This is a genomic window from Actinoplanes sp. NPDC023936 (genome assembly GCF_040639325.1).
Lineage (GTDB): Bacteria > Actinomycetota > Actinomycetes > Mycobacteriales > Micromonosporaceae > Actinoplanes.
In genome coordinates this window covers 1-13,299 of the sequence record NZ_JBEZZR010000011.1, presented here as the reverse complement: position 1 = coordinate 13,299, position 13,299 = coordinate 1, and the positions used below count along the sequence as shown (strand labels likewise).

At 71.3% G+C, this 13,299-nt stretch carries 15 protein-coding genes; 5 read left to right on the top strand and 10 right to left on the bottom strand.

The annotated features are described in order from the left end of the window. Window positions 1-4 precede the first annotated feature (4 nt). Complete coding sequence (locus AB0F72_RS16795; protein WP_360431322.1) at window positions 5-2,308, bottom strand: DUF4132 domain-containing protein; 2,304 nt, start codon at window positions 2,306-2,308, stop codon at window positions 5-7. After that, window positions 2,308-2,559, bottom strand: coding sequence for a hypothetical protein (locus AB0F72_RS16790; RefSeq protein WP_360431320.1), 252 nt, complete (start codon window positions 2,557-2,559; stop codon window positions 2,308-2,310). The genes AB0F72_RS16795 and AB0F72_RS16790 overlap by 1 nt, the downstream gene beginning before the upstream one ends. A gap of 96 nt (window positions 2,560-2,655) precedes the next feature. Between AB0F72_RS16790 and AB0F72_RS16785 the strand changes: the two genes are divergently transcribed. Continuing rightward, window positions 2,656-3,822, top strand: coding sequence for an NAD(P)/FAD-dependent oxidoreductase (locus AB0F72_RS16785; protein WP_360431317.1), 1,167 nt, complete (start codon window positions 2,656-2,658; stop codon window positions 3,820-3,822). Window positions 3,823-3,908: 86 nt separating this feature from the next. Here AB0F72_RS16785 and AB0F72_RS16780 read toward each other — a convergent pair whose 3' ends face one another. Then, a complete protein-coding gene (locus tag AB0F72_RS16780) occupies window positions 3,909-4,157 on the bottom strand; it encodes a hypothetical protein (protein ID WP_360431314.1) in 249 nt (82 codons plus the stop codon). Window positions 4,158-4,248: 91 nt separating this feature from the next. Between AB0F72_RS16780 and AB0F72_RS16775 the strand changes: the two genes are divergently transcribed. Together AB0F72_RS16775 and AB0F72_RS16770 are read left to right on the top strand one after the other, a co-directional pair. Beyond that, window positions 4,249-4,923 (top strand): maleylpyruvate isomerase family mycothiol-dependent enzyme, encoded by a 675-nt coding sequence (locus AB0F72_RS16775; protein ID WP_360431311.1) that lies wholly within the window; start codon window positions 4,249-4,251, stop codon window positions 4,921-4,923. Window positions 4,924-5,002: 79 nt separating this feature from the next. Then, entirely contained in the window at window positions 5,003-5,425 is a 423-nt protein-coding gene (locus tag AB0F72_RS16770) for a DUF2809 domain-containing protein (protein ID WP_360431308.1), read from the top strand. A 317-nt stretch (window positions 5,426-5,742) separates the two neighbouring features. Here AB0F72_RS16770 and AB0F72_RS16765 read toward each other — a convergent pair whose 3' ends face one another. From AB0F72_RS16765 to AB0F72_RS16745, 5 genes are all read right to left on the bottom strand, one after another. After that, window positions 5,743-6,660: a LacI family DNA-binding transcriptional regulator gene (locus AB0F72_RS16765; protein WP_360431305.1), complete on the bottom strand. Its 918-nt coding sequence runs from the start codon at window positions 6,658-6,660 to the stop codon at window positions 5,743-5,745. 14 nt (window positions 6,661-6,674) lie between these two features. After that, entirely contained in the window at window positions 6,675-7,460 is a 786-nt protein-coding gene (locus tag AB0F72_RS16760) for a polysaccharide lyase family 7 protein (protein ID WP_360431302.1), read from the bottom strand. Window positions 7,461-7,556: 96 nt separating this feature from the next. Continuing rightward, window positions 7,557-8,063, bottom strand: coding sequence for a helix-turn-helix domain-containing protein (locus AB0F72_RS16755; protein ID WP_360431299.1), 507 nt, complete (start codon window positions 8,061-8,063; stop codon window positions 7,557-7,559). 76 nt (window positions 8,064-8,139) lie between these two features. Then, window positions 8,140-9,153 (bottom strand): lysylphosphatidylglycerol synthase transmembrane domain-containing protein, encoded by a 1,014-nt coding sequence (locus AB0F72_RS16750; protein ID WP_360431296.1) that lies wholly within the window; start codon window positions 9,151-9,153, stop codon window positions 8,140-8,142. A 159-nt stretch (window positions 9,154-9,312) separates the two neighbouring features. Beyond that, window positions 9,313-9,948 (bottom strand): NAD(P)H-dependent oxidoreductase, encoded by a 636-nt coding sequence (locus tag AB0F72_RS16745; RefSeq protein WP_360431293.1) that lies wholly within the window; start codon window positions 9,946-9,948, stop codon window positions 9,313-9,315. A gap of 103 nt (window positions 9,949-10,051) precedes the next feature. Here AB0F72_RS16745 and AB0F72_RS16740 point away from each other — a divergent pair, with 103 nt between their 5' ends. Continuing rightward, window positions 10,052-10,573 carry a MarR family winged helix-turn-helix transcriptional regulator gene (locus AB0F72_RS16740; RefSeq protein WP_360431290.1) on the top strand — a complete coding sequence of 174 codons (522 nt, stop codon included), beginning with the start codon at window positions 10,052-10,054 and terminating at the stop codon, window positions 10,571-10,573. Here the strand turns inward: AB0F72_RS16740 and AB0F72_RS16735 are convergent. Both AB0F72_RS16735 and AB0F72_RS16730 read right to left on the bottom strand, forming a co-directional pair. Further along, on the bottom strand, window positions 10,570-11,391 hold the full coding sequence (locus AB0F72_RS16735; protein ID WP_360431287.1) for a PIG-L family deacetylase: 822 nt from the start codon (window positions 11,389-11,391) through the stop codon (window positions 10,570-10,572). The genes AB0F72_RS16740 and AB0F72_RS16735 overlap by 4 nt on opposite strands. A gap of 9 nt (window positions 11,392-11,400) precedes the next feature. Continuing rightward, window positions 11,401-12,234 carry a universal stress protein gene (locus AB0F72_RS16730; protein ID WP_360431285.1) on the bottom strand — a complete coding sequence of 278 codons (834 nt, stop codon included), beginning with the start codon at window positions 12,232-12,234 and terminating at the stop codon, window positions 11,401-11,403. 160 nt (window positions 12,235-12,394) lie between these two features. On the opposite strand from AB0F72_RS16730, the gene AB0F72_RS16725 reads away from it, so the two are divergent. Further along, window positions 12,395-12,991: a M23 family metallopeptidase gene (locus AB0F72_RS16725; protein WP_360431282.1), complete on the top strand. Its 597-nt coding sequence runs from the start codon at window positions 12,395-12,397 to the stop codon at window positions 12,989-12,991. Window positions 12,992-13,299: the final 308 nt, after the last annotated feature.

The window sequence follows — 13,299 nt, the reverse complement described above, 5'->3', positions numbered from 1 at the left end:
TGATTCAACCGGATCGCCCGCGGAGCTGCGCGGTGATCGACGGGTCGGTGATCTTCTGGTCGTCGGCCAGCAGGAACGCCTTGCTGAGGATCACGCTCAGCCGGTCCTCCTGGAACGGCAGGAAGACGTCCGGTCCCTTCCCCGCCGGGACGATGCACAGGTACGCGTTACCCGGCTCCATCAGGATGTTTCCGCTGCCCAGGTGGATCCGGTAGGTGTGCAGCTCGCCCCGGACGACCAGGTGCCGCTCGGTCAGCTCGCACCGGTCGGCGATCCTGGTACGGGGCAGGATCCGGGCCAGGGCCGCACGCCGCACCTCGGCCGTCGCGGTCAGCTCGGCGTGGTGCTCACGCTCCCAGTAGCCGAGGTGACCGTCGAACCGGTCGAGATGACCGTCGAACCAGCTCGGGTCGGCGGCGATCGACGTGACCGAGACGAACAGGTCCACGTCCCGCATGGCCTCGCTGAACACGCGCGGTGGCACGTCGGTGAGCGGCACGCTCCGCCACGACGCGCCGGCCCGGCGGTCGAACCAGACCCGATCGGTGCCGGCGGTGTCGTCGTCGCGGTAGTCGTGGCGCAGCGTGACCCGCCACGATCCGCCGCCGAGGACGCGGGTGGCCTCGGCGGTGTCGCCGCCGTCCCACGGGCCAAGCATCGAGGTGGCCCAGCCCCGGCCCTTGACCAGCGCGTACAGCTGTTTGTAGTGCACGATGTGCGCGGCGAACCGGTTGGAGTAGGTGACCGTCTCCTGCTCGGCCGGCGTCAGCCGGTAGACCTCACGGAACGCCTGCTTGACGGGTTGCCGCAGCTCACGGGCGGTGAGCAGGTCACGCCACGCGCCGATCTCGGCGGGGCTGGCGACGAGCGGATGCCACAGCCGGACCTCATCGCCGCCGAGCGGGCCACCAGCGGAGCCGTCGGCGGCCGGCAGGAAAGCGCGCCACTCCCCCGACGGATCCCGGACCTCCCAGATCAGACGCCGGACCATCGACCACCCGAGACCATTGGCGGCGAGCTCCCGATAGGGCACCACCTGCCCGGTGGCGAACCCCGCCTCCAGCGCCCGCGCCAGCGTCACCAGATGCCCGCGCACCTGCTTGACGAGTGCCCGGACCTCGGCGACCGCCTCCGGATGGTCACGCCGCACCGCCGCCGGCACCGAGGACGACAACCGGCCGCCGGCGGTGCGCCACGCCAGCTCGACGCCGTCTCCCAGCGTGATCACGGCCTCGGCCGGCCCGACCGGGATCACCCGGGCACCGTCGCGGCCGAACCCGAGGTCGGGCAATCGCAGCGCCACCTCGGGACGGTCGCCCAGCGCCCGCCCGATCTTCTGCAGCTTGCGATCGAGCTGCTGGTGCACGCCCTTGTGCCGGGTGACCCCGCGCGCCTCGCGCAGCGCGGCGAGCACCTCCGGCGTGGGCAGCGCCTCGGCGGCCCGGGCCACCTCGTAGAGCAGGCTCTGGGACGGCAGCGTCCGGGCCGCGGTGGGCGCGACAGCCACGTCGAGCAGGAGCGGGCGGAGGACGGGGAGGAGCCAGGGCTCGTCACGGAGCAGGGCGACCCGCACGGCCCGGCCGAGGGCGGCCACCTCGTCCTTGGCGAAGGCGGCGTCGGCCCGGAACGGGATCGTGCCGGCGTGGATGGCGGCGAGCCGGTCCCGAGCGGTCTCCAGCGCGGTGCGCGCGAACGACGGATAGCCCGGCACAGCGGCCAGCCTGTCCCATGCGTCCGGCAGTGGGGGCGGCGAATAGTAGGAATAGTGCCCGTCGACCTCGCCGATCAGAGCCAGCGCGGCCGGGCCGGCGGCCGCGAGGGCCTCGGCCTCGTCGCGGGCGATCGGCGCCAGGCCCCACTCGGCGAGTTTCGCCACCAGGCGGGAGCGGACGCTGCCGCTGAGCGTGGCGAGGGCCAGCACCGCCCACGGGTGCTCCGGGCGGCCGGCGGTCACCGGAGCGCCCGCGGTCACGAGCGCGCCCGCGAGTTTGCCGAGCGACGGCGGCCACGGCTCCGGCGTGCGCAGCAGCGCGGCGGCCGCCACCTCGGGGCCGGGACCGTCACGGCCGGCCAGCGCGGCGAACAGGTCCGCCAGGGCCGCGGCGTCGAACTCCGGCTGCCGGCTGCCGCAGGCCGAGGTGATGCCGGCCCGCAGCACCCGGGCCGGGTGGTCGAACGGGATCCGCAGCGCGGCCGGCAGCAGAGTGCCGAGGTCACGGTCGGTGAGCTCGGTGAGCACCACCCTCAGCTCCGGGTCGTGGAGATCGCTGAGCTGCTGGAGCAGCCGGGCGGCGTGCGGCGAGGTCATCACCCACCGGCCAGGGGCACGAGCCGCAGGAACGTCACCTCGGCGCCGTCGCTCAGATCCAGACGCTCGTCGAGGTCCTCGATCTGCCGGTTGCCGACGAGCACCACGAAACTGTTGCGGGAGAAGGCCTCGACAGCGGAGAAGGTCAGCAGGATCTCCCGCAGTGTCGGCCGCTCGTCAAGGAACTCCAGCTGCCACCGCACGGGCGGACGCCCGCTGGTCGCCTCATCCACGATGTCCACTTTCAGCACGCCGCGAACCCTGCCATCCGGGTACGACATTTTCGGCCGATGGACAGCCTCCACTGGACCGTCCACTATGGCGCGGAAGAGAACCAGAGGGAGATCATGACCAATCCGAGTTACGACGTCATCGTGGTCGGCGCGCGCTGCGCCGGGGCGCCGCTCGCGATGCTGCTGGCCCGGCAGGGACACCGCACGCTGCTCGTGGACCGGGCCACTTTTCCCAGCGACACGGTCTCGACCCACGTCATCCACCCGCCGGGCGCGGCCGCGCTGCAGCGCTGGGGCCTGCTCGACCAGGTGACCGCGACCGGCTGCCCGCCGGTGGGTCGTTACTCGATCGACTTCGGGCCGATCGCTCTCGCGGGTGCGCCGGGGACGCCTGATTCCCCGTACGCCTATGCTCCTCGCCGTTTGCTTCTCGACAAGATCCTGGTGGACGCCGCCGTGGCGGCGGGCGCCGAGTTCCGCGAGGACTTCAGCGTGGAAGAGGTTCTGATCGACGACGGGCGGGTCGTCGGCATCCGCAGCGGCTCGACCGTCGAGCGTGCCCGTTTCGTGGTCGGCGCCGACGGCCGCAACTCGGTCGTCGCCAAGGCGGCGCAGGCGAAACAGTACGCGGACCAGGGCCCGCTCACGGTCGGCTACTACGGTTACTGGAGCAACCTGCCGACGGACACCTTCGAGGCGTACAGCCGGCCGGGCCGCAGCTGGGCGGTGTGCCCGACAAACGACGATCTCACCCTGGTGGTCGGCGGCTGGCCGTACGCGGAGCTCGCCGAGCACCGCAACGACATCGAGGGCGAGCTGAACCGGATGTTCGCGCTCGCCCCGGCGTTCGCCGAGCGGATCGGCGCCGCGAAACTGGAGTCGAAGCTGGTCGGCGCGTCGGTGCCGAACTACTTCCGGGTACCGTCCGGGCCCGGCTGGGCGCTGGTCGGCGACGCCGGTTACAACCGGGACTACATCACCGCGCAGGGCATCACCGACGCCTTCCTGGACGCGGAGAACCTGGCCGAGGCTCTGAGTGCCCTGGACCCGGACCAGTCGCTGCCGGCGTACCAGGAGAAGCGGGACGCGCGGGCCATGCCGGTCTACGAGATGACGCTGGGCATCGCGTCGCTGCAGCCGCCGGACAAGCAGATGATCCAGCTGGCGACGGCTATCGTCGGCGACCAGGAGAAGATGGACGCCTTCACCCGCCTGAACTCGGGCGTGACGTCACCGGCCGAGTTCTTCGCCCCGGAGAACCTCGGACGCCTGCTGTCCTGACGTGCCGCGGGCCCTCGCCTCGGTCGGGGGCCCGCCCGGTCGGGGGCCGCCCGGTCGGGGGGTGCCCGCAAACCAGGCGAATCCGGCTAGACGCGGTGATGCCAGCGGGCGACGGCCAGCGCGAACGCGGCCACCGCCAGGCACGTCACGACGACGCCGGCCGCGCCCCAGACCACCATCAGCACCGACAGGCCGGCCCAGACCAGGCCGCCCAGCACGCAGAGCGCCACCAGCAGCTCGCGGGAGAGCTGGCGCGGCGCGCGGAACATCGGATCCTCGTCGGCGAGCCGCCCGATGATCCGGTCGAACTCCCGGCGTGTGTCTTTGGTAGACATGCTGCACCACCACCCTGTCCCGACGGTCGCCGCCTTCCCTTACCCAGGAACCGTACTTCGGGAACGTGCGAGTCCGAGTACCCTGCGGCGGATGAAACTCGACCACCTCACTCTTCTGCGCCGCGACCTCGCCGCGTTCCGGGACTGCCTCGACGGCGATCTGACGGCGACGGTCGAGCACTGCGGTGGCTGGACGCTCGCCGATTTGGCCGCGCACCTCGGCCAGGGCAATCTCTGGGCAGCGACGGCCGTCACCGAGCGGCGCGGCGATCATCGCCCGCCGGCGCCCGCGACCGGGATCGGGCCGTGGTTCACCGAGACCGCGGAGACTCTTCTGGAAGCGCTCGACGTCGACCCGGCGACCGAGGCGTGGACGTTCGCTCCGCCGCGCACGGCCGGGTTCTGGCAGCGCCGCCGCTGCCTGGAGACGGTGGTGCATCTGTGGGACGCCCAGCATGCTCTCGGCACGGCGGAACCCCTGGACCCGGCGCTGGCCGGTGACGGGATCGCCGAGGTCATCGAGGTCTTCGTGCCCCGCATGATCAAGCGCGGCCTGGCCGCCGAGCCGGTGGTTGCGGTCCGATTCACCGCCACCGACCTTGGTACGTCGTGGATGCTCGGCCCGGGCGATCCGGTTGCGGAGATCGATGGTACGGCCGAGGAGTTGATGCTCGCCCTCTGGAACCGCCGTCCTATCGCCTGGGAGCGGCTCACCGGGGACGAGGCTGCCGCCCGTGCGGCGCTGCGTGGGCCGCTCGTCCCGTGACCCCCGAGAACCGGCGGCGGGTCGCCGGGCGGCGTTCGGGGTAGCGGAAGTCCTTGTCCGGCCCGTCTACCGTCGCGCTGTGATCGTGGGTATGTGGCGGGTGCGAGCCGGTGCCGCCGGGGCAGCGCTGGTCTTCCTCGGCGTGGCGTTCGGGATCCGCCTGCTGGCCGGCGACGGTGTCCTGGACGGTTCCGGGGCGCTCGCCCAGAACTCCGGAACCGCCCTGTACGCCTCCATGATCTACGCGATCCTGTTCGCGCTGATCCCGCGGGCCCGCCCGCTGACCGCCGGCGCCGCGGCGATCGCCTTCTGCTGGGCCGTCGAGCTGTTCCAGCTCACCGGCGTTCCGGCGCTCCTCGCCGCGGACAGCCTGGTGGCGCGGCTGGTGCTGGGCGCGCACTTCGACCCGCGCGACATGCTCTGGTACCCGGTAGGCGTGCTTCCCCTGATAGCGATCCACCAGGCGTTCCGCACCCGAGACAGGCGCCGCCCCGCCCGATGACCGGGGCACACGGCGCCCCCCGGCGAAGGCCCACGGTCCCCCCGGCAGACCCAGTGGCCCACCGTGAGCTCCCACCCCGCCCGACGTCGTGCCGCTCGCGTTACCGGCAGCCCAACGTGGATGAGGGCACACGCATCGGCATTGTGGCCTTTCCCCTACGCCAGAGCGGCGCGGAAGCACACGCACCGCTTCGGTGCGTCCTCATCCCGGCCGGCGGGAGCCAGCGTGTGCCGTCGCCTCTCATGAATTCGCCTCCGTGTGCCCACATCACCGCGCGAGCCCCGCGTCACCCGCCCGACCCGTCCCAGGCCCAGCGGCTACACCGTCTGCCGGGAGATCACCCGCGCCGGCACCGGCGTCACATCACCAAGATCCAAGCCCAGCACCCGGCGCGCACTCAACCGTCCGTGAGCCTCAGCATCAATACGTACCGTGGTCAGAGCCGGAGCGAACAACGCGCCGTACTCCGTGTCGTCGAACCCGATCACCGCGCACTCCCCCGGCACCGACACCCCGAGATCGCGCAGCCCGGCGAGCACCCGCAGCGCCACGTCGTCATCGTGCGCCGCGACAGCCGTGACGGCCGACGAGACCGCCCGGAACTCCCGCAGCGCGGCCACCCCCGCCTCCCGCTGCCGGGGAATCACCACACTCCGCAACGGCGGCAGTCCGAGCGAGGCGGCGGCCTCCTGCGCGAACCGCAAACGCACCTCACCGAGCGGCGCGTCCGTGGCAGGCAGCGCGAGTGCCATCGAGCGGTGACCGTTCTCGGCCAGATGACGGATCTGCAGGGCGACATGCGCGGCCAGCCCGTCACGCCACCCACCACCGGTGTCGTCCAGCTCGCGACCCGTCCGGTACGGCTCGCCGAGACTCAGCACCGCCCGCGGGTTGATCGCGTCGAGCACCTGCCCGGCCGGCCCGTGCCGCACGACCAGCACATGGCCGTGGTCGGCGAGCTCGGCGTCCAGCCCGCGCAGGTAACTCCGCGAGTAGTTGCCTTCCAGTCCGCTCTCGATCTGCAGCACCACGATCCGCGAGGCGCCCTCACGCAACGCTTTCGCGATGCCGTGCGGCTTGTAGCCGAGGTCGCGAACCGCCTGCAGGATCCGCGCCCGCGTCGCCTCGGAGATCGTCTGGTTCGGGGTGTCGTTCAGCACGAAACTGACAGTGGCCCGGGAGACGCCGCTCGCTGCAGCAACATCCTTGAGCGTCGCCCGCCGAACCTCAGCCATGATCCGACAGTACGTCAGGCGTGCCGCACGGTGAGAGCGTAGAACTTGACCTTGGCACCGTTCGTGGTGCTCTCCGACGACGACTGGTTGTAGGAGCCGGCCTTGAAATACTGCCGGTACGGGCTGAACGCCGCCGGGACCGAGTACGTGCTCTTCACCCCGTTGACGGTGAGGCTGAGCGTGTTGCCCACGACGTTGAGCACGTAGGTCCACTTCACCCCGAGCGCCACGTTCGTGATCTTGTGCAGGGTCTGCCCGCTGGCGTCCGGCGAGTTCTGGGTGCCGAGGTAGACGTCGCCGTTGGCGCGGTAGTAGAGCTCGGCGAGCGGTTTGGTCGAGGTGCCGCCGGTGCCGAGCTTCACCTGGCCGACCGCGACGTTCTTGGTCACCGACACGACGCGCAGCTGCGCGCTGAGCGTGTGGTTGCCGGCGAGCGTCCAGTCCGCGGCGCTGCCGTCACGGTTCATCTCGCGCAGCTCGGATCGGGCGTATTTCGAGTTCGGCGTGGTGACGCCCTTCTCCGGCGCCCAGAACGTCATCGAGCCGTCGTTCTTGTCGGTCCAGAAATAGGACGGGTTGCTGTACCCGCTCGCGCCTTTCAGCCGGGCCGGCGAGATGGTGTCCGGCTTGCCGGGCGACCCGGTGGGCAGCTGCAGCTGCCAGACCGCCAGGTCGAAGTTGCCGCCGGGCGGCAGGGCCGGGTCGAGCGCGGCGGCCGAGGCGTTGCCGATACCCAGGGCGCCGAGGGCGCCGACCGCCGCGGCGGACACGGCCAGGGCGAGGAACTTGCGCTTGTGCATGGGGACGACCTCATTGGGGGGTACGGGGGATCAGGGGTGCCCTCCAATAAAGACGCACGCCGATATCCGGTCAACGCGTCGTTACCTTAAACATCCTTAAATGTCAGATCGGGCGACCTCGGCCAGGTATGCGGCGGTCAGCCCGTCCAGGACCGACGGGGTGCCGGCTGGACGCTGGACGCCCAGGTGCAGCTCGCGCAACTCGTCCATGAAGGCGTCCCACAGCTCCGGGCCGCCGCGCTCCAGCAGCTCGGCGCGGATCGCCAGCTCGCGGGTGACCGGCAAATGGCGGCGGCCCCACGCGCCGAGGTGGGCGAGGACCGGGACCAGCTGGATGGCCGGCTCGGTGAGGCTGAGCAGGACGCGCTGCTTGTGGCCGGGGTCGGGCACCGAGGTGATCATGCCGAGCTCGGTGAGGCGGCGCAGGCGGTCGGCCAGGATGTTCGTCGCGATGCCCTCCTCGGACTGAGTGAGCAGGGCCCGGAAATGCCGCCGGTTGCCGAACATCATGTCGCGGATGATCAGCAACGACCACTTGTCGCCCAGGACCTCCAGCGAGAGGTTGATGGGGCAGCCGGAACGGCGCTCCTCGACGGTCGTCACATGTCCCTCCCGGATACCACTTGCACTGTACAACCGGTCTTCGTTACGGTGCAAACCGGTAGCAAGTCGCAACCGGTTAAACCGAGGAGTCGACCCGGACCGCCGCACCACGAACCGGTGCCGCGTCGTCCGCTGACCTCTCCGGCCTCGACAGCCCGGCCCTGAGCACCAGATGACCGGCCAGGCCGGCCGGGAGCAACAGCCAGAACGAGAGCAGGCGGTAACCGAGGACCACGGCCACCGCGGCCGAACCGGGTGAGCCCGCGGTGACCAGGCCGGCGAGCAGACCGGCCTCGATCAGCCCGATGCCGCCCGGCGTCACCGGGATCTGCCGGACGAGCTGGGCCGTCAGGTACGCCCAGGCGATCTTCTCCCAGCCCACGGTCAGGTGGAACGCCCGGGCGACGGCCAGCAGGCAGGCCAGGTCCAGCGCCCAGTTGGCGACCGCGAAACCCAGCGTGATCAGCCAGCTCTTCACCCGTACCAAATGGGCCTTGTCAATCGCCTCGCCGGCGCCGTCGGCGAGCCGGCGCAGACGCGCCCAGCGGAAGCGGAACGTCGGCGCGCTGGCGCGGCGGAACAGCAGGACGGCGACCGCCAGCACGAGCGCGAGCAGCGCCGACGCCCACCACAGACCGGTGGCGAGCGCGCCCGCCGCGTAGAGCAGCGCGAGCGCCACCACCGACACCGCGCCGGAGAGCACTGTCACCGTCGCGGCCGCCGCCGATGTCGCGCCGTGCCGGCGATAGTGCCGGTAGGCATAGGCGGCGGAGACCACCGCGCCCGCCGGCAGCACCATGCTCAGCGCGCTGCGGCTGTAGGTGAGCGCCACCGCGTCCCGGCGGCGCAGCCGGGCGCCGAACGCGAGAAGCAGGGACCGCTGCTGCCCGGCGAAAGCGACCTGGGACGCGGTCGCCGCGAGCAGCGCCGGCACCAGCCACCAGGTCTCGGCCGTCCGCCACGCCGCGACGAGCGACGCCGGCTCGGGGAACTCACGCCGGAGCAGCACGATCACAGCGACCGCCAGCACGGCCGCGACGATCAGCCGCGCCCAGCGCCCGGCTCTCGGGAACGCGAAGCTCGATGACACAGACCGACCCTCGCTGATTCCGCCGCCGCTGTCGTCATCCTGGCGGGGTCACTCTCTCTACCGCAGACGCGGTACAGACGACCTCGGACGCGGTACAGACGACATCGGACCGCCCCTGAACAGGGACGGTCCGATGCGAGCAGAGCAGAGGGGTGAAGATCAGACGCGCGACGCGAGGGTACGGCCGGCGACCGCGGCGGCCTCGAGCGCGGTCTTGCGCATCAGGGTCGCCATCTCGGTGAACTGGTCCAGCGCCGGGTTCACGCCGACCAGGGTGAACTCGCGCTCGATCACGGTGAGGTCGGCGCCCCAGATGTCGCCGACGACGCGGGCCAGGTAGTCGGTGTTGTGGTCCCAGCCCTCACGGGGAGTGCCGACGCCGTAGGCGCCACCACGGGTGGTCAGCAGGACGGCCGGCTTGCCGTCGAGGAACTTCTCGCCGTTCTCACCACCGGCCATCGCCAGGTCGAACCAGATCTTGGCGTGCTGCGAGACGCCGTAGTTGTAGAACGGGAGCGCCAGGATCACGGCGTCGGCGTTGCGGATCTCGTCGGCCAGTTCGACGGCGAGGGCGACGGCGTTCTTCTGGGCCTCGCTGCGCTGGTCGGCGGGGACGTAGCCGGCCGAGACGGCGGCCGCCCACGCGTCCGACGGCAGCGGGTTCGCGCCGATGTGGCGGCGGACGATCTCGACGCCCGGGTTGTTCTCGACAAGCTCCTTCTCGACCACGTCGGCGAGCTCGCTGCTGGCCGAGTTCGGGCCGAGGATGCTGGCGTCGATACGCAGGACGGGCATGGGGATTCTCCCTTTGTGGTGGAGTTGAATGCTCAACGCTCGGCAAGCTTGCCACGGCAAGTATTGAATGTTCAAGTGGGCGTCTCGGGTATTGTGCTCAGTCGTGACCGAGCGCACAGACGCACCGTGGCTTTCCGACGACGAGACGCATGCCTGGATCGCGCTCACCGCGATGTTCTCCACCGTGCCGCCCGCCATCGACGCCCAGCTCAAGCGGGACGCCGGGATCAACTTCTTCGAGTACCAGATCCTGTCCTGGCTCTCCATGGCCGAGGGCCGGGCCACGCGCATGGGCACCCTCGCCCACCTCGCCGGCGGCTCCCTCTCCCGGCTCTCGCACGCGGTGACCCGGCTGGAACGACAGGGCTGGGTACGCCGGCGCACCTCCGACAGCGCCGAGGGCCGCTGCGTCGAGGCGCTGCTCACCGACGCCGGGATGGCGGTCGTGGTCGCCGCCGCGCCGAATCACGTCCGGGAGGCGCGGCGGCTCGTCTTCGACGTGCTCACGCCGGAGCAGGTCGGCCAGCTCCAGCAGATCGGCCGGCAGCTGGCGACCGCGGCCTCGCCGCAGATGGCCGCCTGCTTCCCCGCGCCGGGCGATCTCAAGAGGCCGAAGAAGGCCTAGCGAAGGCCCTCGAAAAGGTCCGTCTCGGCGGCCGGGGCGCCGGTGGTGTCGTGCGTCCGGACATAGGCCTCGACGCCCATCACCATGGCGAACGTCTCCCGGCCCAGGCTCAGGAAGAACGCGCCGTCGCTCTGGCTCGCGTGCGCCGACAACGCGTCGAACTTCTGGTCCAGCACCGACGCCACGTCGATCCAGGCGGTGATGTCCTCGTCCGCCCAGCCCTCCGGCTGCGGCTCGCCGGAGCCCGGCTCGTCGAGCCCGATGCCGAGCTCACGCATCCGCTCACCCATCTTGACCAGCACCGAGCGCGGCAGCGCGCTCATGTAGACCTTGGCCGGTTTCGCCAGCTCGACGGCTGCCATCGTCACCCGGTGCACCTGGATGTGGTCCGGGTGGCCGTAACCGCCGTTCGCGTCGTAGGTGAGCACGACGTCCGGCCGGTACTTCTCGATCAGCGCGGCCAGCCGCTGCGCCGCCTCGTCGACCGGTGCGGCCCAGAACGCGCCGGGCGCGTCGTTGGTGTCCCAGCCCATCATTCCCGAGTCGTGATAGCCGAGCATCTCCAGATGTGACACCTTCAGCGCCGCGCAACTGGCCTCCAGCTCGCGGCGGCGATGTGCGGCGACCGCCTCCGGGTCGTGTCCGGGCTGCCCCGGCTTGACACCCCCCGGCCCGTCCCCGCAACGGCCGTCGGTGCAGGTCACGACGATGGTGGTGACGCCCTCGGCGGCGTACTTGGCGAGGACCCCACCGGTGCTGGTGACCTCGTCGTCGGGGTGGGCGTGCACAGCCATCAGGGTCAGTGGGCGATCACTCATCCCGCCAGCCTATTTCGGGACGGCGCTTTTCCCTGCGAGGGCTTTCACATTCGGGGGCACCAGTAGTACAGGGCACAGCCGCCGACCGGCGGACGTCACTCCCGGGGTGCCGTAGACGGTCTCCACCGCCCAGCCCTTGTGACCGATTCCGGCCACCATGAGGCGGGCCCGCCAGGAGATCCGATCCACCGTGTACGGAATGTCGGCGCCACTGATCAGCAGCCGCTGCACCGGGACGTCGGCGGTCAGCCGCTCGGCGAACCGCTGGTCATCCCGCTTCGTCCGCACATGCACCGCCACCAGGGAACATCCGGCTCGAGCGGCCTCACCGCAGGCCATCGCCAGGGTCGGCGTGCGGGCGCCGGAGAGGGCCACCGCGACCGGACCCCGCGACGGCGCCGGGCCGCGGTGCACGAGCAGCGGGCACTCGGTGTGGTGCGCCAGATAGGCGGCGGTCGGGCCCCACCCGTACCGTGATCGGGTCTCGTCGCGGTGACCCACCACCAGCAGCGACGCGCGGGCCGACCAGCGCAGCAACGCCTGCGCCGCGCCCTGGTCCGCCAGCTCGGTGACGATCTCCAGATCCGGGTACGCGTGCCGGGCACGCCGCGCCGCCAGCTCCAGCAGATGACGTCCCTCGGCACGGGCCGGCATCACGGCCCGGGTCCGCGACGGACGGACCGGACGGCCCGGCCACGCGTGCACGACGGCGAGCGGCACACCACGACGCGCAGCCTCGGAGGCGGCGAGGTCGACGGAGTGCGGCGTGGCCGCCATCCCGTCGACGCCGACCACGACCGGCAGCCTCGCGCTCTGTTCCGCGGCGGTCACGACGGTGTCCATAGTCGAACGCTAGGTCACCAGCGACCCGCACGGGCACGGCCATTGGACCCGGACCTTCGGCCCCACGCCCGCCGGCCCCGATCGCGCGACGCTGAGGCCGGGCACCCATCGGAGCGGTGGTCCACGCTTCCCGGTAGCGAGCGGTTGTCATGATCGATTGGTGTGGAAGAAGTGGCTTTGGGCAGGCGCCGCCCTCGCGGTGATCGGAATCGCGGCGGTGCTCGTCGTGCCGGGGCTCCGGGAACCGCCGGGGCCCCGGCCGGCGTTCCAGCTGCCGGTCGCCTGCGGGGAGACCTGGCGGCTCAGCACCTATCCGGGGCATGACGACTTCGACGTCGACTTCTATCCGACCTCGGGGAAGACGTGGGGACGGCCGGTTCTCGCCTCGTACCCGGGCACGGTGGTCGAAGCGGGGATCAACGGGTCGCTCGGCGATCGGACCCCGGAGAACCCCAAGGGACGGCAGGGACGCGGCGGCGGGTACTGGGTGAAGATCGACCACGGCGGGCGGTGGGAGACGCTCTATCTGCACCTGCTGGAGCCGCCGGCGGTCGAGGTCGGCGACGAGGTCGGGCAGGGCCATCAGCTGGGCCGGGTCGGCAGCACCGGGGATTCCAGTGCGCCGCATCTGCACTATGAGCAGGTGCGGGCCGGCGAGAAGGTGGAGAGCTGGTTCGACGGGGTGCCGTCGGGGATCACCGAGGACGACCGGGAGTACGCGGTGACACGCAGGAGCGCGAATTGCGCGGCGCCGTAGGGGCGGCTTCTCCCCCACGCCCAGCGTTTCCGGTGCACGCCACGCCGCCACGCCGCTGCGCCGCTGCGCCGCTGCGAGACGCAGGTCGGAGCCGTAGCGCGCGCAGGCCATCCGGGCCGGGATCATGCATGCGCTACGGCCCACGAGTCCGAGCCGTAGCGCGCGCAGGCTACCCGGGCCGGGATCATGCGTGAGCTACGGCCCACGAGTCCGCAATGCCACTTAGCTTAAGTTGATCTTGCTGGTTGGCGGGTTACGGGATAGAAGCGGATCGTTGCTGGTCCGGGGTGGCGGGTGCTGGCGGGTTC